The sequence below is a fragment of the Streptomyces sp. NPDC053427 genome (assembly GCF_044544985.1).
Lineage (GTDB): Bacteria > Actinomycetota > Actinomycetes > Streptomycetales > Streptomycetaceae > Streptomyces.
Map to the genome: position 1 here is coordinate 198,109 of NZ_JBITYA010000007.1, position 22,716 is coordinate 220,824.

At 71.2% G+C, this 22,716-nt stretch carries 18 protein-coding genes; 9 read left to right on the forward strand and 9 right to left on the reverse strand.

Annotated elements, in window-relative coordinates:
* Positions 1 to 155: 155 nt before the first annotated feature.
* From ACIGWZ_RS21095 to ACIGWZ_RS21120, 6 genes are all read right to left on the reverse strand, one after another.
* On the reverse strand, positions 156 to 1,634 hold the full coding sequence (locus tag ACIGWZ_RS21095) for an aldehyde dehydrogenase family protein (protein ID WP_400066798.1): 1,479 nt from the start codon (positions 1,632 to 1,634) through the stop codon (positions 156 to 158).
* Positions 1,631 to 3,370: an amidohydrolase family protein gene (locus tag ACIGWZ_RS21100; RefSeq protein WP_400066800.1), complete on the reverse strand. Its 1,740-nt coding sequence runs from the start codon at positions 3,368 to 3,370 to the stop codon at positions 1,631 to 1,633. Before ACIGWZ_RS21100 ends, ACIGWZ_RS21095 begins: the two co-directional genes overlap by 4 nt.
* Positions 3,371 to 3,458: 88 nt before the next feature.
* Positions 3,459 to 4,586: an LLM class flavin-dependent oxidoreductase gene (locus ACIGWZ_RS21105; RefSeq protein WP_400066802.1), complete on the reverse strand. Its 1,128-nt coding sequence runs from the start codon at positions 4,584 to 4,586 to the stop codon at positions 3,459 to 3,461.
* Between the two features lie 344 nt (positions 4,587 to 4,930).
* On the reverse strand, positions 4,931 to 5,728 hold the full coding sequence (locus ACIGWZ_RS21110; RefSeq protein WP_400066804.1) for an SDR family NAD(P)-dependent oxidoreductase: 798 nt from the start codon (positions 5,726 to 5,728) through the stop codon (positions 4,931 to 4,933).
* 69 nt (positions 5,729 to 5,797) lie between these two features.
* Positions 5,798 to 6,748, reverse strand: coding sequence for a TIGR03619 family F420-dependent LLM class oxidoreductase (locus ACIGWZ_RS21115; protein ID WP_400066805.1), 951 nt, complete (start codon positions 6,746 to 6,748; stop codon positions 5,798 to 5,800).
* 454 nt (positions 6,749 to 7,202) lie between these two features.
* The gene (locus ACIGWZ_RS21120) at positions 7,203 to 8,453 is read right to left on the reverse strand and encodes an amidohydrolase family protein (RefSeq protein ID WP_400066807.1); all 1,251 of its coding nucleotides are present in this window, start codon (positions 8,451 to 8,453) and stop codon (positions 7,203 to 7,205) included.
* Between the two features lie 397 nt (positions 8,454 to 8,850).
* Between ACIGWZ_RS21120 and ACIGWZ_RS21125 the strand changes: the two genes are divergently transcribed.
* From ACIGWZ_RS21125 to ACIGWZ_RS21135, 3 genes are all read left to right on the forward strand, one after another.
* Entirely contained in the window at positions 8,851 to 11,793 is a 2,943-nt protein-coding gene (locus ACIGWZ_RS21125) for an AfsR/SARP family transcriptional regulator (protein ID WP_400066809.1), read from the forward strand.
* Positions 11,794 to 11,996: 203 nt separating this feature from the next.
* Positions 11,997 to 12,173, forward strand: coding sequence for a hypothetical protein (locus ACIGWZ_RS21130; protein ID WP_400066811.1), 177 nt, complete (start codon positions 11,997 to 11,999; stop codon positions 12,171 to 12,173).
* 207 nt (positions 12,174 to 12,380) lie between these two features.
* Positions 12,381 to 12,575, forward strand: coding sequence for a hypothetical protein (locus ACIGWZ_RS21135; protein ID WP_400066813.1), 195 nt, complete (start codon positions 12,381 to 12,383; stop codon positions 12,573 to 12,575).
* Between the two features lie 121 nt (positions 12,576 to 12,696).
* On the opposite strand, the gene ACIGWZ_RS21140 is transcribed toward ACIGWZ_RS21135, so the two are convergent.
* Positions 12,697 to 13,065: a carboxymuconolactone decarboxylase family protein gene (locus ACIGWZ_RS21140; protein WP_400067256.1), complete on the reverse strand. Its 369-nt coding sequence runs from the start codon at positions 13,063 to 13,065 to the stop codon at positions 12,697 to 12,699.
* 580 nt (positions 13,066 to 13,645) lie between these two features.
* On the opposite strand from ACIGWZ_RS21140, the gene ACIGWZ_RS21145 reads away from it, so the two are divergent.
* From ACIGWZ_RS21145 to ACIGWZ_RS21155, 3 genes are all read left to right on the forward strand, one after another.
* A complete protein-coding gene (locus ACIGWZ_RS21145; RefSeq protein WP_400066815.1) occupies positions 13,646 to 15,265 on the forward strand; it encodes a class I adenylate-forming enzyme family protein in 1,620 nt (539 codons plus the stop codon).
* A gap of 612 nt (positions 15,266 to 15,877) precedes the next feature.
* On the forward strand, positions 15,878 to 16,471 hold the full coding sequence (locus tag ACIGWZ_RS21150) for a TIGR03086 family metal-binding protein (protein ID WP_400066817.1): 594 nt from the start codon (positions 15,878 to 15,880) through the stop codon (positions 16,469 to 16,471).
* 237 nt (positions 16,472 to 16,708) lie between these two features.
* Positions 16,709 to 17,626 carry a TIGR03619 family F420-dependent LLM class oxidoreductase gene (locus ACIGWZ_RS21155; protein WP_400066819.1) on the forward strand — a complete coding sequence of 306 codons (918 nt, stop codon included), beginning with the start codon at positions 16,709 to 16,711 and terminating at the stop codon, positions 17,624 to 17,626.
* Positions 17,627 to 17,773: 147 nt separating this feature from the next.
* On the opposite strand, the gene ACIGWZ_RS21160 is transcribed toward ACIGWZ_RS21155, so the two are convergent.
* The gene (locus tag ACIGWZ_RS21160; RefSeq protein WP_400066821.1) at positions 17,774 to 19,402 is read right to left on the reverse strand and encodes a FadD3 family acyl-CoA ligase; all 1,629 of its coding nucleotides are present in this window, start codon (positions 19,400 to 19,402) and stop codon (positions 17,774 to 17,776) included.
* 122 nt (positions 19,403 to 19,524) lie between these two features.
* On the opposite strand from ACIGWZ_RS21160, the gene ACIGWZ_RS21165 reads away from it, so the two are divergent.
* The 3 genes from ACIGWZ_RS21165 (at position 19,525) to ACIGWZ_RS21175 (ending at position 22,061) form a co-directional block, all read left to right on the forward strand.
* Positions 19,525 to 20,676 carry a lipid-transfer protein gene (locus ACIGWZ_RS21165; protein WP_400066823.1) on the forward strand — a complete coding sequence of 384 codons (1,152 nt, stop codon included), beginning with the start codon at positions 19,525 to 19,527 and terminating at the stop codon, positions 20,674 to 20,676.
* Between the two features lie 90 nt (positions 20,677 to 20,766).
* The gene (locus ACIGWZ_RS21170) at positions 20,767 to 21,249 is read left to right on the forward strand and encodes a Zn-ribbon domain-containing OB-fold protein (RefSeq protein WP_400066825.1); all 483 of its coding nucleotides are present in this window, start codon (positions 20,767 to 20,769) and stop codon (positions 21,247 to 21,249) included.
* Between the two features lie 32 nt (positions 21,250 to 21,281).
* Positions 21,282 to 22,061: an enoyl-CoA hydratase/isomerase family protein gene (locus ACIGWZ_RS21175; RefSeq protein WP_400067258.1), complete on the forward strand. Its 780-nt coding sequence runs from the start codon at positions 21,282 to 21,284 to the stop codon at positions 22,059 to 22,061.
* Positions 22,062 to 22,082: 21 nt separating this feature from the next.
* On the opposite strand, the gene ACIGWZ_RS21180 is transcribed toward ACIGWZ_RS21175, so the two are convergent.
* Complete coding sequence (locus tag ACIGWZ_RS21180; protein WP_400066826.1) at positions 22,083 to 22,637, reverse strand: hypothetical protein; 555 nt, start codon at positions 22,635 to 22,637, stop codon at positions 22,083 to 22,085.
* Between the last annotated feature and the right edge of the window lie 79 nt (positions 22,638 to 22,716).

The following is a 22,716-nucleotide window of genomic DNA, read 5'->3' on the forward strand; positions in this document are numbered from 1 at the left end:
CACGTCTTCCGCGATGCGGGAACCGCAGCAGTGTCCGTTTTGGTGTAGTTCAAAAATTTCCCGTCCGTTGTCTGGAAATTTTCGGCCGCTCGTGCAAGGGGACCTCTCCCGCCGCGCCACGACCGGCCTCCCGCCCCGGCCCTGTGACCGGCATCTCACCCCGGCCACACGATCGATTGCAGCTCGCTGTAGGCGTGCAGCGCGTACGAACCGACATCGCGGCCGACCCCGCTGCGCTTGAAGCCGCCGAACGGCGCCTCCATGTTGCGGCCGACCGTGTTGATGCCCACCCCGCCGGCCCGAAGCCTGCCCGCGACCCGGAAGGCGCGGGCCACATCGCCGGACCAGACATAGTCCAGCAGCCCGTAGTCGCTGTCGTTGGCCAGCGCGATGGCCTCCTCCTCGTCGTCGAAGGGGACCACCACGACGACGGGCCCGAAGATCTCCTCGCGCACCACCCGCATCGCGTTCGTGCAGTCCGCGAAGAGCGTCGGTGCCACATAGAAGCCGCGTTCCCGCGCGGGACGCTCGCCGCCGGCAACCAGCCGCGCGCCCTCCTTCCCTGCCAGCTCGGTGTACGACTCGATACGGTCCCGGTGCGCGGCGGAGATCACCGGGCCGACGACCGTGCCGGGGTCGCCCGGATCGCCCAGCGGCAGCCGTTCCGCATACCGCGCGAGGCCGGCCACCAGACGCTCGTAGATGCCGCGCTGCGCCAGCACCCGCGTCGGCGCCGTACATATCTGGCCGCTGTAGAAGGAGAAGGTCGTGCCGATGCCGGCCACCGCGCTCTCCAGGTCGGCGTCGTCGAAGACCAGCGCCGCGCCCTTGCCGCCCAGCTCCATCAGCTGCCGCTTCATGCCGCGGCCGCACTCCTCGGCGATCTTCCGGCCGACGGCGGTGGAACCGGTGAAGCTGACCATGTCCACGCCGTCCGCGGCCACCGCCGCCTCGCCGACCTCCGGCCGCGCGCCGGTGACGACATTGACCACCCCCGGCGGCACCCCGGCCTCCGCGAGCGCCTCGGCCATCCGGTACACCGACAGCGGATCCTGCGGCGCCGGCTTGACCACGACCGTATTGCCCATCGCCAGCGCCGGCGCCACCTTGCCCGCCGCGTTCGCCCAGGGGTTGTTGTACGAGGTGATGCAGGTGACGACGCCGACCGGGCGACGCACCGCGAGCGCGCCCAGGACGCCCGCCTTCCCCATCGGCCCGGCTTCGTTGACCTGCGGCGGCAGCCCCGTCTCGACCGGTTCCAGGGCACCGCGCGCATAGCGCTTGAAGCGTGCGACGGACACCCCCACCTGCATCCCGCGCGCGGTGGCGGTCGTCGCGCCGCTCTCCGCCCGGGCCAGCTCCGCGTACGGAACGATCTCGCGGCGCATCACTTCGGCGGCCCGGTCCAGGATCGCCGCCCGCTCCTCGGGTGCGGTGCGCGACCAGCCCGCGAACGCCTCGCGGGCCGCGTCGACCGCCGCCTCCACCTGTGCCCGGCCGGCCTCCGGGGCCCGCCCGACGACGTCCTCGGTCGCCGGGTCGATCACGTCGTAATGGCCGCCGTCCGGCTCGACCCACTCCCCGCCGATGAACAGCCGCCCGTCCCCCGCGGTCGCCGCATCCGCTCCGGTCACCTGGTACTCACCGTCCTCGTGTCCCGCCCCGACCGCAGCACCGTCCCCGGCACCGCCCCGGTCACCACGTCGTCCCGGATCGTCTCCACGCCGTTGACCCGTACGCTCACCACGCCGATCGCCTTCGAGTCCAGCCGCGGGCTGTCCCCCGGCAGGTCGTGCACCAGCGTCGCGGGCCCCGCGTCGATCCGGTCCGGGTCGAACAGCACCAGGTCCGCGTGGTAGCCCTCGGCTATCCGGCCCCGCTCGCGCAGCCCGAACAGCCGGGCCGGGTCATCGGTCAGCATCTGTACGGCCCGCTCCAGCCCGACGAGCTGGCGGCCGCGCAGACAGTCCCCGATGAAGCGGGTGGTGTACGGGGCCCCGCACATCCGGTCCAGGTGGGCGCCGGCGTCCGAACCGCCGAGCAGCACGTCCTCGTGCTGCCAGGTCTCCCGCCGCAGCGCCCAGCTGTCCGGGTCGTTGTCGGTGGGCATCGGCCACAGGACCGTACGGAGCTCGTCGTTGGCGCAGATCTCGACCAGGCAGTGGAAGGCGTCCTGACCCCGCTCGGCGGCGATGTCGCGGACCACCCGGCCGCTGAGCCCTTCGTTGGCCGCGGAGTAGGTGTCCCCGATGACGTACCGGTCGAAGCGGGCCAGACGGCGGAAGACCCCGGCCTCCTTGCTGGTCGCCCGGCGCAGCATCTCGGCGCGTACGTCCGCATCCCGCAGCCTGGCCATCCGCTCGGGCACCGGAAGGCCGAGGATCTCGCCCCAGCCGGGAATGAGGTTCAGGGCGCAGAACGTGCCCAGCGACATGTTCATGGGGGTGAGGATCGGCATGGTCAGCGCCACGATCCGGCCGCCCGCCTTGCGGGCCCGTTCGCTGGCGACCAGCTGGCGCGGCACCCGCTCGGGGACCGCGGCGTCGATGGTGAGCACATTCCAGTTCAGCGGGCGCCCGGCGGCCGCCGACATCTCCACGAACAGATCGATCTCGTCGTCGTCGAACCGGTCGAGGCAGCCGGCGACGATGGCTTCGATCTGGGTGCCTTCGTGGTCGGCCACCGCGCGGGAGAGGGCGAGGAGTTCGTCGGGGCGCGCGTGCCGCGAGGCGACCGGTTTGCCGTCGCCGTCGGAGTGCGTGGACGACTGGGTCGTGGACAGCCCCCAGGCCCCGGCGTCCATGGCGTCATGGAACAGCCGCAGCATGTCCGCCATCTGCTCGGGCGTCGGCTGCCCGCCCACCGCGTCCGCGCCCATCACATGCCGCCGGAGCGCGCAATGGCCCACCATGAAGCCGGCGTTGACCGCGATCCGGCCCTCCAGCGCGTCCAGATACTCCCCGAAGGTGTGCCAGTTCCAGGGCGCGCCCTCCTCCAGTGCGACGAGCGACATGCCCTCGACCTTGCTCATCATCCGCCGGGTGTAGTCGGCGTCCTCGGGGCGGTCGGGGTGCAGCGGGGCGAGGGTGAAGCCGCAGTTGCCGCCCGCGACGGTGGTCACGCCGTGGTTGAGCGAGGGGGTGGCGTACGGGTCCCAGAACAGCTGGGCGTCGTAGTGCGTATGCGGGTCGACGAAGCCGGGGGCGAGGACGAGGCCCTGGGCGTCCTCGCTCGTGCGGGCCGCCTCGGTGACCGTCCCGGGTTCCGCGACGATCGCGATCCGCCCGTCCCGGATGCCGAGGTCGGCGGCGTAGGAGGGCGCGCCGGTCCCGTCCACGACGGTCGCGCCCTTGATCAGGTGGTCGAGCATGGCGAGGATCCCTTTCTCGGTGCGGTTCGTGGAGGGCGGCGCCCGGCCAGGGCGCCGCCCTCTCCGGCGCAGGCGGACCGGACGGGCTCTAGCTGCCCGCCGACTGACGGAATCGCGTGGTCCGGTGCACCGGATCGGTGTCGATCTTGGGGATGACGTGCTCGCCGATCAGCTTGATCGTGTTGAGGGTGTCCTCGGAGTTCACTCCGATGGGCAGCCCGAAGGAGAGCTGGTCGGCGCCGGCTTGCTCCCACCTCTTGCACTGCCGCAGCACCTCGTCCGGATCACCGCAGATCATCAGCTCCTCGGCGATCAGCAGCTCGATGATCTCCTCGGTGTACTCGGGCAGGAGCTCCGGCCACTCCGGTATGCCCTCGGGCCGCGGGAAGGTGTCGTGGTAGCGGAAGAGCAGCGACTGCAGGTAGTTGAGCCCGCCGCCGACGGCGATCTCCACCGCCTTTTTGTGCGTCTCCGCGCAGATCGCCGTCGAGGTGACCATGACGTTGTCGTTGACGAAATCGCCGACCGCCGCCGCCTCCTTCACGGCCGTCTTGTACGACTCGACGACCCACTCCATGTCGGAGACCTTCTGCACGCTGAAGCCGAGCACGCCCAGCCCCTTCTTGCCCGCCATCGCGTACGAGGACGGCGATCCGGCGGCGTACCACATCGCCGGATGCGACTTCCCGTACGGCTTGGGCAGGACCTTGCGCGGCGGCAGCTCCCAGTGCTTGCCCTTGAAGCCGACGTACTCGTCCTGGAGCCACATCTTGGGGAATTCCGCGATGGTTTCTTCCCAGATTTCCTTGGTGTGGTTCATGTCGGTCACGCCCGGCATGAAGCCGAGTATTTCGTGGCTGCCGGCGCCTCGTCCGGAGCCGAACTCGAAGCGTCCGCCCGAGAGATGGTCGAGCATGGCGACCTTCTCGGCGACCTTCACCGGGTGGTTGACCGGGGCGAGCGGGTTGAAGATCCCGGAGCCGAGGTGGATGCGCTCGGTGGCGTGCGCCAGGTAGCCCAGGAACACGTCGTTCGCGGAGATGTGGGAGTACTCCTCCAGGAAGTGGTGCTCGGAGGCCCAGGCGTATTTGAAGCCGGACCTGTCCGCCTGGATGACGTACTCGGTCTCCTCCATCAGCGCGTGATGCTCGGCCTCGGGGTCCACCTTCGCCCTCGCCGCCGGCACATATCCCTGCACAAAGAGCCCGAATTCCAAGGGAGTTCACTCCTTCGGGGTGCGGGGGTCGCCCCCCGGAAGATTGCGTCCGTCTGATTACTTTCCGTCGATGTTCGCCGTACATTCCGTCACGTCTTCGACGGTACCCCGCCCCTCTGACAATCCGCCCGGCCGAGCCGGCGGAGCCCGCCCGGCGCTCAACTGACGCACCGTCAGATGACGATCCAGGCCGACTCTGGCACCGCCCGCATCGACCGTCAATACCTGACGCCGCGTCAGAAACTGACCCGCGCCGCACCCGGAAGACGCCGGACCGCGCCGGGACGCGCCGGACCGCGCGCAGAGGACACTCGGCGGGCGCCCGAAGGCCACTCCGCGGGCACTCAGAAGACCGAGACCCCCGCCAGCCACCCCCCATCGATGACGAACGGCTGCCCGGTGATGTACGACGAGTCCTCGCACGAGAGGAAAAGGGCCAGCCGGGCCACCTCCTCCGGCTGCCCGATCCGCCCCATCGGGACGACCTTCCCGTAGAACTCATCCAGCGCCGCACTGCCCGCCGCATCGGCGGCCTTCGGCCCGCCGTCCGCCGCCACCCGGTCCGGGTTGGTCATCGGCGTATCGACCGCCCCCGGGCACATCGCATTGACCCGGATCCCCTTGCCCGCCAGCTCCATCGCCGCCACCCGCGTCATCCCGACGATGGCGGCCTTGGTCGCGGCGTACGACGTCAGAAACGCCATCCCGGTCAGCGCCGTGTACGAGGCGGTGTTCACGATCGTCCCGCCGCCGGCCGCCGCCAGCTCGGGCGTCACCGCCTTCATCCCCAGGAACGCACCGACCTGGTTGACCTGCACCACCTGCTGGAACTCCGCCAGCGGCGTATTCACCAGCTCGTTGAAGCGCAGTATCCCGGCGTTGTTGACCAGGCCGTCGATCTTCCCGAACGCCGCCTTCGCCGCCGCGACCGCCGCCTCCCAGTCCGCCTCCTGGCTCACATCCAGATGGACGTACCGGGCCCGGTCCTCCCCCAGCTCCTTGGCGAGCGCCTCCCCCGGCCCGTCCAGCACATCACCAAGGACCACCCGCGCCCCTTCCGCCGCAAAGAGCCGCGCCTCCTGCTCGCCCTGCCCACGCGCCGCGCCCGTGATGAGGACGACCCGGCCTGCCAGCTTTTCCATGCCCGCCTCCCAGCGTTCCCGTGCGGTACGGCGGTCCGTGCCGCACCCGCTCCGGCCCCACTCAGTCGCTCAGTCGTCGAGATGCGTCGCGACCTCCGTCGCGAACGCGGCCATCTGGTCCGTCAGTTCACTGCGGCTCCGGCTGCGGAACCGCACCTGTATCTGGGCCACGCCCATCGCCCGGTACTCGCGCAGCGATTCCGCGATCCGCTCCGGGGCCCCCGACAGGGTCCGCCGCCCGACCTCCCATCCCGGCTCACCCACGTACAGCGGCTCGGCGATGGTCCCGATCGCGATCGGCTCGGCGACCCCGGCCGCTTCCCTGAGGGCCAGCAGCCTGGCGATCTGGCCGGGCAGCTGATCCCGCCGGTCGCCCTGCGGCAGCCACCCGTCACCGCGCACCGCGGCCCGGCGTACGGCGGCGGTCGAGGAGCCGCCGACCCAGATCGGCGGCCGCGGCGACTGCGCCGGCCGCGGCGACTGCCCCAGCCCCGAGAACGCGAACCGCGCCCCCTTGAACTCGGGGAACTCCGCCGGCCCCAGCGCCTCCTTCAGCGCATCGACGGTCTCGTCCAGCACCGCCCCCCGCCGCGCGAAATCCACCCCCAGCGCCTCGAACTCCTCCTGCACATGACCCGCGCCGACGCCGAGAATCAGCCGCCCGCCGGAGAGCCGGTCCAGCGTCGCGTACTGCTTCGCGCTCACCAGCGGATGCTTGAGCCCCACCACCGCGACGTGGCTGAGCAGCCGCACCCGCTCCGTCACGGCCGCCAGGTGGGCGAGGGTGGCCACCGGGTCGTACCAGGTCGTGCCCATCGCCGCGGCCAGCCGCCGCGGAATCGCGATGTGCTCGCAGCAGGCGATGTACGCGAAACCGTGCCGGTCGGCGACCCGCGCGATCTCCACCAGGTCGGCCGGCCCGGCCGCCGACTCCCAGCTTTCCGCGTAGAGAGTGCTCTGCGACTGCACCGGTAGCTGCATTCCGTACGCCAGTCGCCCCTCGGGCAGTATCCGCACCATCTGGACGGCTCCTCATTGGATGTCCGGTGTCCGGCACTCAGGGCGGCTGCGCCGTCGGCGCCCACACCTGACGGACCGTCAATTATCGGCGGGGCCATCGTGGTGGCTGACGCCACATCAGGCAAGAGGGGCGGCAGGACCGCGACCACCGGGGCCAGGTCGCCGCCTTCCTCCACGCTCGACGGCCCGGCCTGTGCCCGCGCGATGCCGAGCACGGGCCGGGGTGTTCGCGACGCTCGTCGAGGGGGCGGCGCCGTTTCGCGCCGGCATTGCCGATCACCGTACGGAGGAGGCCGACGCGGAGCTGGTGGCCATGGCGGTCACGCTGCTCACCGGAGACGGGCGCTTTTCCGGGGGTCCGCCGTCCACCCCCCGCACCACGCATCGGCCCCGATCCCGCCTCGGCAGGCCCCGCCTCGGCGGCCGCGGCAGAAGGTGGGGCACGGCCGGCCCGCTACCGGGCGGGCGCGGCCGGCCCCCAGAGACCCTCCCCCGTCAGCCCCAGCAGCTCGATGGCGTTGCCCCGCACGATCCGCTCCACCACATCGGGCGCCAGGTGCCCCATCTGCGCCTCCCCGACCTCCTTCGACTTGGGCCAGGTCGAGTCCGAGTGCGGGTAGTCGGTCTCGTAGAGCACGTTCCCCACCCCGATCGCCTCCAGATTCTTCAGCCCGAAGGCGTCGTCGAAGAAGCAGCCGTACACATGCTCCGCGAAGAGTTCGGACGGCGGGCGCAGGACCTTGTCGGCGACGCCTCCCCACCCCCGGTTCTCCTCCCAGACCACATCGGCGCGCTCCAGGATGTACGGAATCCAGCCGATCTGGCCCTCGGCGTACATGATCCTGAGGTTGGGGAAGCGGTCGAACTTGCCGCTCATCAGCCAGTCCACCATCGAGAAGCAGCAGTTGGCGAAGGTGATGGTGGAGCCGACGGCGGGCGGCGCGTCGGCGGAGGTGGACGGCATCTTGCTGGACGAGCCGATGTGCATGGCGATGACGGTGCCGGTCTCGTCGCAGGCGCGCAGGAAGGGGTCCCAGTCGTCGGTGTGGATGCTGGGCAGGCCCAGGTGGGGCGGAATCTCGCTGAAGCAGACCGCCCGGACGCCGCGGGCCGCGTTGCGCCGCACCTCCGCGGCGGCCAGTTCCGCGTCCCAGAGGGGGATGAGGGTGAGCGGGATCAGCCGGCCCTGCGCCTGCGGGCCGCACCACTCCTCCACCATCCAGTCGTTGTACGCGCGCACCCCCAGCAGCCCCAGTTCGCGGTCCTTGGCCTCGGTGAAGGTCTGCCCGCAGAACCGGGGGAAGGTCGGAAAACAGAGCGCTGACTGGACGTGATTGACGTCCATATCGGCCAATCGCTCGGGCACGCTGAAGGAGCCGGGGCGCATCTGCTCGTAGGTGATGCCCTCCAGCTTGATGTCGTCGCGGGAGTAGCCGACCGCGGTGTCGAGGCGGGTCAGCGGCCGGTGCAGATCTTCATATACCCACCAGTCGGCTATCGGGCCGTCGTCGCCCGGGGCGCCCATCTTCGGAGCGAACTTGCCGCCCACGAAGGTCATTTCCTTCAGGGGTGCGCGGACGATGCGCGGGCCGACGTCGTGGTACTTCGACGGGAGCCGGTCCCGCCAGACGCCGGGCGGCTCCACCGTGTGGTCGTCCACCGAGATGATCTTGGGGAAGGTGCCCTTGGTCTCCTTGGTCTCCATAGCGCCACGGTAGCGTTGATCTGACGGTCCGTCAGTAATGCGGCGAGCGATCGCGGCAACGAAACACGACGACACGGCGCGAGACGACGAACTCGGCGTCGAGCGGCACGACGAATCCGATAGCGAACCCGAGATCGAATCCGACGCCGAACGGGAACCGACCGGGGGCCTCTTCGCGTACCAGAGCCTGGAGAGGCACACAGGGGGCGCACGGAACCCGCGCCTCCGCGCTCCTCCGTGCGCCTCCCCCTCAACGCCCACCCGACACCGGGGGAGGCTTTGTGGATGCTCCAGACCCCTACTGACGTAAAGGGGCCCGACAAGGCAGACTGACCGTTGCGCACAGCGGATACGTACGAACAGCGCGTATACGACCGGGACAGGGCAGGGGGAAATGATGGACGACGGTACGGGGCAGGGGCAGGAGCGGCTCCGCTTCACCGTGCTCGGTCCCGTACGGGCATGGCGCGGGGAAACGGCGCTGGCGGCGGGCTCCCCGCAGCAACGGGCGCTGCTCGCGGCACTGCTGCTGCGCGGCGGCCGCACCGCCACCGCGGCCGAGCTGGTCGACGCCCTGTGGGGCGACGAACCGCCGCACGCCGCGCTCGCCGCGCTGCGCACCTATGCCTCCCGTTTCCGCAAGGCGCTCGGCCCGGATGCCGATGCGCTGGTCAGCGAGTCCGGTGGGTATGCGATCCGGTCGACCGACGGCCGGCCGCTCGACCTCGACCACGATCACGCCGAGCAGTACGCCGCCGAGGCCGAGAAGGCCAGGACCGCCGGCGATCTCAGCCGTGCCCGCGAACTCCTCGACCGGGCGCTGGACCTGTGGGACGGCGAACCGCTGGCCGGCCTCCCCGGCCCGTACGCCGAAACCCAGCGCACCCGCCTCAACGAGTGGCGGCTGTCCCTGATGGAGACCCTGCTCGAACTCGACCTGGAACTCGGCAGCCATGCCGAAGCCGTCTCCGAACTGACCGCCCTCACCGCCGCTCACCCGCTGCGCGAACGGCTGCGCGAACTCCTGATGCTGGCGCTGTACCGCAGCGGGCGGCAGGCGGAAGCACTGGCGGTCTACACCGACACCCGCAAGTTGCTGGACGATGAACTGGGCGTCGATCCCTGCGCCTCGCTCTCCGAGCTCCAGCAGCGCATCCTGCGTGCCGACGCCGACCTGGACGCGCCGCCCGCCGTCAGCGACGGCCGGGACGCCACCGGACGGGGCGCCGTACGACCCCAGCAACTCCCCGCCACCGTCGCGGACTTCACCGGCCGCACCTCATTCGTCGACGAGCTGGGCGATCAGCTCGCCACCGCCGAGGGCAGCGTGATGGCGGTCTCCGCGCTCACCGGCATCGGCGGCGTCGGCAAGACGACGCTGGCCGTGCACGTCGCGCACGCCGCCCGCGAGCACTTCCCCGACGGGCAGCTCTACGTCGACCTCCAGGGCGCCGGCCACACCCCGTCCGAGCCCGAGGCCGTCCTCGGCGCCTTCCTGCGCTCCCTGGGCACACCGGACTCCGCCATCCCCGACGGCCTGGCCGAGCGCTCCGCCCTCTACCGCTCCACGCTCGCCGGCCGCCGCGTCCTGGCCCTGCTGGACAACGCACGTGACGCCGCGCAGGTCCGGCCGCTGCTGCCCGGTACGGAGGGCTGTGCCGCCCTCATCACCAGCCGCGCCCGGATGATCGACCTGGCGGGCGCGCACCTCATCGACCTGGACGTGATGAGCCCGGAGGAGGCGCTGGCTCTCTTCACCCGCATCGTCGGCGAGGAACGCGTCACCTCCGAACGCCAGGCCGCCATGGCCGTCGTCGGTGCCTGCGGCTTCCTGCCCCTCGCCATCCGCATCGCCGCCTCCCGCCTGGCCGCCCGCCGCACCTGGACCGTCTCCACCCTGGCCCGCAAACTCGCCGACGAACGCCGCCGCCTGGACGAATTGCGCGCCGGCGACCTGGCCGTCAAAGCGACCTTCGAGCTGGGATACGGCCAGTTGGAGCCGCAGCAGGCGCGGGCATTCCGGCTACTTGGGCTGGCGGACGGGCCGGATATTTCGCTGGCGGCGACCGCGGCGCTTCTCGACATGGACACCGATTCCGCCGAAGACCTTGTGGAATCCCTCGTGGATGCCAGCCTCTTGGAGTCCGCCGCCCCCGGCCGATACCGCTTCCACGACCTGGTGCGCCTGTATGCGCGGGCATGTGCGGAGCGCGATGAGCACCTGCCGTCGGAGCGGGCTGCGGCGCTGTCGCGGTTGCTGGACTTCTACCTGGCGACGGCCGCCGGGATGTACGCACTGGAGCGGCCGGGGGACCGGCTGGTGGACCACATGGAGTCCCCCCGCCACCCCGGACTGGCCTTCGACGACCGTACGACGGCGCTGAGCTGGCTGTTCAGTGAGGCCGGCAGCATTCTGGCCTGTGCGCAGCAGTCGAGGGACCCCGAATCCCTGCGACGCGCGGTGGACCTGCTGTTGCTGACCCGGGACCTCGCGGAATCCGGTGCCGACGCGCTGCAGTACGAGCAGGTCAACAACTCCCTGCTCGATGCTGCCCGGGAGAGCAAGGACCTGCACGCCGAAGCGCGTATTCACACCGCTCTCACGAACGTCCATACGCTGGCCGGCCGCCTCGACGAAGCGGACGAGCACGCCAAGGCGGCGATGCTGCTCGGTCTGGCCGCCGAGGACCCCTTCGCCGCGTCATACGCGCCGAACGACCGCGGAATCATCGCGACCACCCAGCAGCGTTACGACGATGCCGAGGCCTACCTCACCCAGGCGCTCGCCGCCTTTCGCGACGACCGCAACAAGCAGTCCGAAGCAAGCGCGTTGTGCAACCTGTCCCGCGTTCACCTGAACACTGGCCGCCTGGACAGCGCGATCCGGCTCGCCAGGGAAGGCATCGCGATATACCGGCAGCTCGGGGCGACCCGACGGCTGGCAAACGGCATGTACGCGCTGGGTCTGGCCTACGCCCGCGCCAATCGACTCGCAGATGCCACGCAGCAACTCACCGAGGCGCTGGCCATTTTCCAGGACAGCAGGCAGCGGTTCTGGGCCGGTATGACGCACTTCAGGCTGGCGGAGATATGCCTCGCGGACCACCGGCCCGCCGAGGCCGCCACCAGCGCAGACCAGGCTCTCACCGCGCTGCGCGGCGTCAGCGGTGAATGGTGGCGGGCGAACGTCCTCACGTTACTGGGCCATGCGCTCAACGAAGTGGGCCACAGCGGCCGTGCACAAGCCTGCTGGCAGGACGCCCTCGCCATTTACACGCGCCTGGGATCGCCCGAGCGTTCCACCGTCCAGGCGCTGCTCCGGCCGGCCACCGCCGCATAACCGCAGGTCGGCGGCTTCCGGCGAGACGTTTATCGATCGTTCATCGCCAAGGGCCATTCTCTTACTTACCGAACCGCCGCCTCGGGGGGCAAGCGGCTCGGCCACGGCCCCACCGTAAGGTGTACGGCCTGGTCCGCTCGTCCGGCGACCCACGGGGGAGTCGCCGGCCGGGTAGGCCAACAAGCGCCCACACACAGGAGTTGATGAACGTGGCCACCGAGAACAAGGCTCCAGAGCCGACCGAGCGTGATGTCATCAAGCCCATGGACAATCACACCCCCATTGCCGCGACGGGGCTCGGCAAGAAGAAGAACCCCGCGAAGCCGGGGGACATGGTGACCACGGGGGACAACCACACCCCGATCATCGAGCCCCGGTAGCAGTCCACCACCGAGTCTTCGGGGGATCGCAGGGGCCGGTCGCGATGGCATGGAGGGGGGCCATCGCGACCGGCCCCTGCGGCATGTCGGACTCCACGTCGTATCTCGCCATCCTGCGGCGTATTCCAGCCACACATAGAACACTAGTCCTATTTAGCGCTAGCGTCGCGTACCCGACAATCGCGCAGCCCCTGACGGAGGAGCAAAGTGACCCGTATCAAAAAGACCCTTGTCATCGCGGCGATAGCGGCCGCGGCCGCCGGCGCGACCGCGGCGCCGGCGATGGCCGACGACCGCCCGCCGACCTCCGGCAGCGCCTTCATCGCCCAGGACAACCATTCGCCGGTGGCCCCGCTGGACAGCCACACGCCGTTGGCTCCGCTGGACAGCCACACGCCCTGACCCGCACGGCCACAGCTAACGCCCCCCGTTGGCCGGCCGCAGGGCAGCAAGCACCTTCCCACCACGACGACCGGCGCATCGGCCGCTGCGCACCTCCGCCCGACAAACCACACACATCGACTTACGAGGCGTCGGCCACGAGAAGCCTTCGTTCGGCGAAGACCTTCTTGGCGGCCATGGTCGCGTTGAGCGCCTTGGGTATGCCGCAGTAGACGGCGGAGTGGAGCAGGGCCTCGACGACCTCCTCGGGAGTGAGGCCCACGTTGAGCGCCGCGTTGATGTGCACGTCCAGCTGGGGTTCGCAGCCGCCGAGGGCGGTGAGCATGCCCAGGGTGACGAACTGCCGATCGCGGAGGGCCAGTCCGGGGCGGTCGTATATCTCGCCGAAGGCCCAGGCCACGATCTGATGCCCGAGCTCGGGAGAGATATCGGCGAGGGCGTCGACGACCCGCTGCCCGCCCTCGCCGTTGACGGTCGACAGCACCTTCATGCCACGTTCGAAGCGGTCCTGGCGGCTTTCTGCTTGTAGGGGCTCGATGCGTGCGGCTTCGGCGTGCGCGGGCGGGGTGTTCACGCCCTCGGGTTTTGCGGCCTCGGTGCTCATGTGCGGTCCGTTTCCTGCTGCTCGGAGAGCAACTACTCGTGGGGGGATCTTCCGGCCGGGGCCGCGGCGCACTGGCGCAGTCGCCCAGGCCCCGGGCATGCGCGCCGAACGACCGCCGCCCGTCGAGCGGGCGCCGCCGAGCGAAGCGCGGTGTGCCGACAACGGCCGGCCTCCTTCCGCTAGTACAGAAACCCCGACGGCCCACCATCGGTTGCAGCGGCGCTCGCATCACCTTCGGATACCGGCGGATGACGCCTGACGGGCATCGGACGGGCATCGGGCGGGCCCCTGACCGGCATCCGACCGACATCCGGCATCTGACGCTCCGTCATATTCGGTGCTACAGTCTCGCCATTCCACGCACCCGGCCGGCCCAGCCCGCCCCGTCACGCTCCGCTCACTCTGTTCTGCTCAGCTCTGTCTCAGCTCAGTCAGCTCAGCTCAGCTCACAGCCAGGAGGCGCGCCGTGTTCGAACCCTCCCGCATCCGCACGCTCTGGGAATTGGTCGAGTACCGAGCGCGGGCCTCGGCCGGGGCGCCCATGTTCTTCGACGAGGACGGGCGGACCGTCACCTTCGACGAGGTGCGGGACGAGGCGGTGCGCGTGGCCGCCGGGTTCCGGGGGCTGGGGATCGGGGCCGGGACGCGGGTGGCGTGGCAGTTGCCGACGCGCGTGGAGACGGTGGTGGCGTCGCTGGCGCTGGCGCGGATCGGGGCCGTACAGACTCCGGTCATCCCTCTGCACCGGGAGCGGGAAGTCGGGTTCATCCTGGCCGAGTCGGCGGCGGAGTTCTTCCTCGTACCGGGGGTGTGGCGGGGGTTCGACCACGCCGCGATGGCGCGGAAGCTGGCCGGGGACGGGGTGCGGGTCGTTTCGGTGGCGGACGGGTTGCCGGTGGGCGACCCGGGCGATGCGGCCGATCCCGTGGCCGACGGCGGGGACGGGCGCACCACCTGGGTCTACTACACCTCCGGTACGACGGCGTCCCCCAAGGGCGTCGAGCACACGGATGCCTCGCTGATCGCCGGCGGGGTCGGACTGGCCACCGCGCTGGGGATGTCGGGGGACGACATCGGCTCGATTGCGTTCCCGTACGCGCATATCGCCGGGCCGGATTACGTCATCGCGATGCTGGTCAGCGGCTTTCCCGCGGTGGTGCTCGAAACGTTCGAGGCGGGGCGGGCGGCGGCCGTCTACCGGCGGAGCGGGGTGACGATGGCGGGCGGGAGCACGGCGTTCTATCAGGCGTTCCTGGACGAGTCGCGGCGGTACCGGGGACAGTCGCCGGAGGCGGAGCGGCTGATTCCGTCGCTGCGGCTGCTGTCCGGCGGCGGGGCGCCGATGCCGCAGGAGCTGTACGCGGCGGCCGGGCGGGAGCTGGACTGCGCGATCGTGCACGGGTACGGGATGACGGAATGCCCGATGATCGCGATGGGGACGCCGTACGACAGCGATGAGCAGCTGGCGCGGACGGTGGGCCGTCCCGTGGTGGGCGCCGAGGTACGGATCGTACGGGCGGACGGAAGTGAGGCCGGGGCCGGGGAGCCGGGGGAGGTCACGCTCAAGGGGACGATGCTCTTCCGCCGGTACACCGATCCGGCACTGACGGCGGAGGCGTTCGACGAGGACGGCTACTTCCACACCGGTGACCTGGGACATCTGCGGCCCGACGGGCATCTCGTCCTCACCGGGCGGCTGAAGGACATCATCATCCGCAAGGGCGAGAACATCTCCGCCCAGGAGATCGAGGACCTGGTGCGTACGCATCCGGCGGTGGCCGATGCCGCGGTCATCGGGCTGCCGGACCGGCAGCGGGGGGAGCGGGTGTGCGCGGTCGTCACGCTCGCGGAGCCCTCCCCCGGTTCCGCCGCCGGGCCGGCTTCCGCCCCGTTGACGCTCTCCGCCCTCACCTCACATCTGCGGGCCGCCGGGCTGATGATGCAGAAGCTGCCGGAGCAGCTGGAGGTCATGGATGAGCTGCCGCGCGGCGGTCCGCTGAACAAGGTGCTCAAGTCGGCCCTGCGGGAACGCTACGCCGAGGCGGGGCGGGGGGCGGGGGATGCGGGGTGGGGAGAGGCTCCTTAGGGGGCGGGGGAACAGATCCCGTAGGGGATACGAGCGCCCCCTGCGGGGCCACAACGCGGCCGCCGCCGGGCGGTATTCCCGAGACTCGCCACGGGAACGACACGACGCGGTGCAGACCGTGGCGCTGCGGGGGGGGGGAGAGGGTGACGCGACGCCGCGCGGACCGTGAGGCTGCGGGGGGACCGTGAGGCTGCGGGGGACGGTGACGCGCGACGCCGCGCGGACCGCGAGGCTGCGGGGGGGGACGGTGACGTCGCGCGGGAGCGTCGCGGTATGCGGGGACCATGACGCGGCTCAGGCACCGTCGCGCTGTGCGGGCCCGTCGCACCACGGGGCACCACCGCGCCGCGCGAAGACCATCACGCCAGGTGAAGACCTTCGCTCCAGGTGAAGACCATCGCTCCAGGTGAAGACCATCGCGCCACACAAAGACCACGACGCCGCACGGGACCGTCCGGTGCGGCGACGACTTACCGTCCGGTGCGGCGACGACTTACCGTCCGCTGCGGCAATGACTTACCGCCCGGTGTGGCGATGACTTTCCCCGGCCGGAGGGGTCTTCACTCGAGGGAGCAGCTTCCCCGACGCGACGGCAGCACGGAAGGACAGACCATGACCGAGAAGATCGACTTCGGCACCCAGACGCAGCTGGTGGCGCGGCTGGCGGAGCACACCACGGAGGAACAGCTGGACGTCCCCACGCCGTGCGAGGAGTACGCCGTACGCCATCTGCTGGGGCATCTCGTCGGGCTGAGCGGCGCTTTCCGGGACGCGGCGCGCAAGGACCTCGGGCCGATGACCAGCACGCCGCCGGGCAGCTCCGTACCGGATGTGGCGCCCGGTTGGCGCGACGACCTGGTCCGGAACCTGACCGGGATGGCAGCGGCCTGGCGCGCCCCGGAGGCCTGGACCGGCGAGACCCAGGCGGGCGGTGTCACCCTCCCCGCCGCCATCGCGGGCCGGATCGCGCTGAACGAGCTGGTGCTGCACGGCTGGGATCTGGCGCGCGCCACGGGCCAGGAGTACGCGCCCGACCCGGCGAGCCTGGGGGTCTCGTATGCGCTGCTGACCTCCTGGGCCGAGGAGTCGGGGAGCGGGCCCGCGCCGGCGTTCGCCGCACCCGCGCCGGTGGGGGACGATGCTCCGCTGCTCGACCGGGTGGTGGCCCTCAGCGGCCGCCGGCCGGACTGGACGTCGGCGAAGTAGCTCCCGGGGCCGGCCTGTGCTCCTGCCCCCCTGCCGCCTGTCCCCGCCTCCGTCCCTGCTCCTGCTCCGCCCCTGCCCTGCGGCGCTTGACTCTCACACCGGTGTGAGGCCGTAGGAATGCCATAGCGAAGCGCCGCGGGAGGTACCGCAGGAGCCACGCGGGAGCGGAGCGGCCTGCGGCGGCGCCTCGGCCGCAGGCCTCGGGAACGAGGCGTCCAGGAGAGAAGGGGACAGGTCATGACGGAGAGGAAGCCGGAGCCGGGGACCGAGGGCGCGGGCGCCCGGATGCGGCTGCATGTCGTCCTGCCCGACGAGTCCGCGGCGATGGACGTCCGGACCGTCGCGGAGCTGGCGCGGGAGGCGGAGGAGCTGGGGTACGCCGGGGTCTGGCTGCCGGATCATGTGCTCCCGCCGGGCCCGTACGGGACGCCGCTGCCGGGATACGGCGGGGTGTACGAGGCCCTGACCACGCTCAGCTATATCGCGGCGCTCACGGAACGGATCACCCTCGGCACGTCCGTCCTCATCGCTCCGCTGCGCGATCCGCTGATCCTTGCCCGGCAGACGGCGACCCTGGCGCGGCTCAGCGGCGGGCGGTTCGTGCTGGGCGTCGGGGTCGGGTGGCAGCGGTACGAGTTCGAGGCGGCGGGCGTGGACTTCGGGACGCGGGGCGCCCGGACGGACGACACGCTGCGGCTGATCCGGCGGCTGCACTCGGGGCTCGGGGGGCCGTACGAGGACGGGGCGGTGGCGTTCGACGAGCGGGCGGTGTTCGAGCCCGTACCCGAGGAGCCGGTGCCGTTCCTGATCGGCGGGAATTCGGGCGCGGCGCTGCGGCGGGCGGCGGAGTTCGGGGGGTACTGGCAGGCGGTGGGGCTGTCGCCGCGGGAGTTCGCGGCGCGGCGGAAGGTCCTCGCAGGCGGGCCCGAGGGGGCCGGGGGTGCACCTCGTGTCTCGGCGGGGAGCCGCACGGAGTGGTCCTCGGCGGACCGCCTGCTCGCGGACGTACGGGCCGAGGTGGCCGCCTGGGAGGCGGCGGGCGCCGAGGATCTGGCGGTGTGGTTCGGGCCGGTGGAGGACGGGTTCGGGGAACGGATGCGGGTGTTGGCGGAGGGGGTGGGGGTGGTCGGTGGCAGGGTGACGGCGGCTTGGTAGCTGCGCGGCGTGACATGGGCGCGCGCCTCGGCGGTAGCTGCGCGGCATGACGTGGGCGCGCGCCTCCGCGGTCCCGGCGCCCCGGTCGGCGTGCCCGGTCGCCCCGCCCCGCCGCACGGACCCCCGGGATCTGGAACCCCCGCCTCGTCACCCAGTCGCCGCGCCCTCCCGCAACCGCCGCTTGACCACCTTCCCGCTCGCATTGCGCGGCAGTTCCGCGACGAACTCGACCTCGCGCGGCACCTTGTAGTTGGCCATCTCGCGGCGGGACCAGGCGATCAGGTCGTCGGCAGTGAGGGACGAGCCGGGGCGGCGGACCGCGTAGGCCTTGCCGACCTCGCCCAGGCGGGGGTCCGGGATTCCTATGACGGCGATGTCGGCGATGTCCGGGTGGCGGCCCAGGAGCTGCTCTATTTCGGCGGGGTAGGCGTTGAAGCCGCCGACGATGAACATGTCCTTGATGCGATCGGTGATGCGGAGGTTGCCGTCGGCGTCGAGGATGCCGACGTCGCCGGTGCGCAGCCATCCGTCGGAGGTGAGGGCGCGGGCCGTGCCGACCGGGTCCTCGAAGTAGCCGGACATGACGGTGTAGCCGCGGACCAGGACTTCGCCGGGGTCGCCGGGTGACGTCGGGCGGCCCGCGGCGTCGGCGACGCGGACCTCGGTGCCGGGTATGGCCCGGCCGGAGGTCGCGGCGATGACCTCGGGCGGGTCGCCGCGCCGGCACATCGTGACGATGCCGGAGCTCTCCGAAAGGCCGTATGCCGTCAGGACGGTAGAGATCTTCAGCTCGCTGCGCAGCCGTTCGACCAGCTCCAGGGGGACCACCGCCGCGCCCGTGACGACCAGGCGGAGCGCGGAGAGATCGTGCAGGCCGCGTTCGGGGTGGTCGAGGATCTGCTGATGGAGGGTGGGCGGGCCGGGGAGTACGGAGATCCGTTCGGCGGCGATGTTGGCGAGGGCGGTCTCCGCGTTGAAGACCGGCTGGGGGATCATCGTCGCGCCGCGCAGCAGGCAGGCGATGATGCCGGCCTTGTAGCCGAAGGTGTGGAAGAAGGGGTTGACGATCAGGTAGCGGTCACCTTGCTGGAGACCGGCGAGTTCGCTCCAGACGGCGTAGGCGCGCAGGGTCTGGGCGTGGGTGATGACCGCGCCTTTGGGGTGGCCGGTGGTGCCCGAGGTGAAGACGATGTCGGAGGGGGCGTCCGGGCGGAGGCTGTCGGCGCGGGTGGTGACCGTCGCGGCGTCGACGGAGGCGCCGGCGGCGAGGAAGTCCTTCCAGGTGGTGAAGTCGGCGGGGGCGTCGTCGGACAGGACCACGACCTTTTCCAGGTGCGGCAGTCCGGGGAGCGGTCCGGGGCCGGCGCCTTCCTGGGTGGCGCGGCGGAGCGAGGCGACGTACGACGTGCCGAGGAAGGTGCCGGTGATGAAGAGGAGCTTGGCGCGGGTGCGGCGCAGGACATAGGCGGTCTCGGCGCCCTTGAAGCGGGTGTTGACGGGGACGAGGACGGCGCCGGCCGTCACCGCGCCGAGGGCGGAGACGATCCAGTCGAGGGTGTTGGGCGCCCAGACGGCGACGCGGTCGCCGGGCGCGACGCCGGAAGCGATACAGGCGGCGGCCGCCCGCGTCACCCGCTCGCCCAGCTCGGCGTACGAGAGCCGGGTGCGGCCCTCGACCACGGCCTCTTGGGGGCCGTACCGCTCCGCGGCCACGCGCACCAGCCGGGGGATGGAGCCGTACTCCAGGTCCGCCCGCAGTTCCAGGTCATCGCGCATCGCACTGCCTCCCGCGAAAGAGCCGGCCGAACAAGAGCATGATGTCGTCATAGCTGACTGTCCGTCAGATTAGCGGTAGCCTCCTCGGCTGTCAGCACTGACGGCCGACCACGGAGGTGGCGATGGGGGCGACCCTCAAGGACGCTACGGCGATAGCCGGCATCGGACAGACTCCTTTTGCCAAACAACTCCCGGAATCGGAAAAGGCCTTGGCCTGCCGGGCGATCGTGGCGGCGCTGGACGACGCCGGGATCGCACCGTCGGAGGTGGACGCGTTCGCCTCGTACACCATGGAGGAGACGGACGAGGTCGAGATAGCCAAGGCGATCGGCGCAGGCGACGTCACCCACTTCTCCAAAATCGGCTACGGCGGCGGGGGTTCGTGCGCGACCGTGGCCCACCTGGCGGCCGCCATCGCCACCGGCCAGGCGAGCGTCGGCGTCGCCTGGCGCTCGCGCAAACGCGGCTCGGGACCGCGGCCCTGGAAGAACACGCAGGTCCAGCTGCCGACCCCGGGGCAGTGGACCCGCCCCTTCGGACTGCTGCGCCCCGCCGACGAGATCGGCATGCTGGCCCGCCGCTACATGCACGAGTACGGCGCCACCCGCGACCACCTCTTCAACGTCGCGCTGGCCTGCCGCAACCGGGCCAACCAGAACCCGGCCGCGATCATGTACGACCGCCCGCTGACCCGCGAGATGTACATGACCGCACGCTGGATCAGCGAACCGCTCTGCCTCTTCGACAACTGCCTGGAGACGGACGGCGCGCTGGCCTGCGTCGTGGTCTCCGCCGAGCGGGCCCGCGACTGCCGGCAGCGGCCCGTCTATGTGCACTCCGCCGCGCAGGGCCTGCCCGCCCAGCACCACGGCATGGTCAACTACTGGAACGACGACCCGCTCACCGGGCCCGCCTGGACCGCCGCCCGCCACCTGTGGAAGGGCGCCGACCTCGGACCGCAGGACGTCGACGTGGCGCAGATCTATGACGCATTCACCCCCCTGATTCCCCTCTCGCTGGAGGGCTACGGCTTCTGCGGGCGCGGCGAAGGCGCGGCCTTCACCGAAGGCGGCGCGCTGGAGATCGGCGGCCGGCTCCCCCTCAACACCGGCGGCGGCGGCCTCTCCGAGGCGTACGTCCACGGTTTCAACCTCATCAACGAAGGCGTCAAGCAGCTGCGCGGCACCAGCACCGCACAGGTCCCGGACGCCGCCACCTGCCTGGTCACCGCGGGCGAGGGAGTCCCCACCTCGGCCCTGCTGCTGAGGAGTTGACGGTCAATGAGTTCTCGCGAGTTCGCGCGCGACGCCGCATCCGTCCGAGACGCCGCATCCGTCCGAGACGTCGAATCCGTTCGTGAAGTCATGTCCTCAAGCGTGGCACCCGCCACTGACAATCGGCCCGACACCGGCGCCGACCTGCTTCTTCCGGTCCCCGACGACGACGGCGCGCCCTTCTGGGAACACGCCGCCCGCGGCGAACTCCGCATCCAGGCCTGCGCCGACTGCGACGAGCTGCGCTTCCCGCCCCGCCCCTGCTGCCCGCACTGCCAATCCTTCGCCGCCCACTGGCGGAAGATGAGCGGCCGCGGCCGCATCTGGTCGTATGTGCTGCCGCATCCGCCGCTGCTGCCCGCGTACGCCGCCCAGCCCGGCTACAACGCCGTCGTCGTGGAGCTGGCCGAGGCCCCGCGCATCCGCCTCGTCGGCAACCTCGTCACCGCCGCCGACGCCCCCCTCAACTCCGTCGACCCGGCGCGGCTGCGCATCGGCGCCCCGGTGAAAGTCGCCTTCCACACCATGCCCGGGGGCGTGACCGTACCCCGCTGGCTCCTGGAGCGGCCGTGACCGGCACGAACGGCACGAACAGCACGCACAACATGACCGGCCGTACGATCCGGGTCGAGCACCCCGGGGACGACGGCGTCGCACTGGTCACGATCGACCGGCCCGAACGGCACAACGCGATCGACCTGGCGACGGCCGCGGCGCTGGAGGCCGCCTGGCGGGCGATCCGCGGTGACGACCGGATCCGGGCCGTGGTCCTCACCGGAGCGGGCGACCGTGCCTTCTGCACCGGCATCGACCGCTCCGTCCATGCGCCGCAGCCCTCCTCCCCGTACTCGATGGACGACCCGCTGCTGACCGTCGGCCCGAAGGCGAACGACCTGTGGAAACCGGTCATCGGAGCCGTCAACGGCATGGCCTGCGGCGGCGCGTTCTACCTGCTGGGCGAGTGCGAGTTCCTCATCGGCGCCGAGTCGGCCACCTTCTTCGACCCGCATACGACGTACGGCATGGTCAGCGCGTACGAGGCGATCGGTATGGCGCAGCGGATGCCGTTCGGCGAGATCGCGCGGATGGCGCTGATGGGGACGGCGGAGCGGCTCTCGGCCGCGCGGGCCTACGAGACCGGCCTGCTGTCGGAGGTCGTACCCGACGGCGAGGAGGTCGCGGCGGCGCTGCGGGCGGCCGCGGTGATCGCCTCCTACCCGACGGCGGCCGTCCAGGGGACCGTACGGGCGGTCTGGTCGGCGCGCGAGGCGGCGCGTGCGCAGGCGCTGGCGGGCGCGCCGCATCTGATCACGCTCGGCAACGCGCCGCCGGAGCAGCAGGCGGACCTGTTCGCGGCCCGGAAAGGGGGCCATCGGGTGCGGTGACCGGGCCCGGCCCGGATGCGGTCACGCCCGGGACTTCTGGACCGAATCGATGTGGCAGGTGAACCAGAACCGGTCCCAGGTGGACTGATTGATGGTGAACTCGGCGTCGTAGCTCTCCGTGTCGCCGGGGCCCACGGTGACGGAGCGCCGGTGCGAGCCGTAGTTCTTGCCGTCGGCCGGCTTGTCCTTCAGCCAGAGGACGGAGATGTCGTAGGAGTACGTGTCACTCAGCGACGGGTTGGTGATGTGGATCGTGTACGTGAACGTGTGGCGCGACTCGGAGAAGTCGCAGCCGGTGCCGTTGACGTCGGCACTCCCGTCCGGGTTGTAGGTCTCCTCGGTCGGCGAGGGCGAGAAGGTGTCGTACGACGGTTCGTCGGAGGGGGTCGGGTCGTTCGGGTTGTACGAGCTGAAGGGGCTCGGGGACGGGAGCGGCGGCATCTTGACCCGAGGGGTGGTGAGGGCGCAGCCCCCGACCGTCGCGACGGTGGCCAGTGCGAGCCCGGTCGCGGTCAGCGCCCGCGCCCTCGTTCGCCTGCCGCTCTGTGTCCCCGATATGCGCGTGCGCTGCTTCATACCCTTGCCCATCCCCCTGAAGACGTTTTCTCCGCGTCATGCGTTGGCTGACGCGTGCACGGCACCCTAGCAAGCGTGG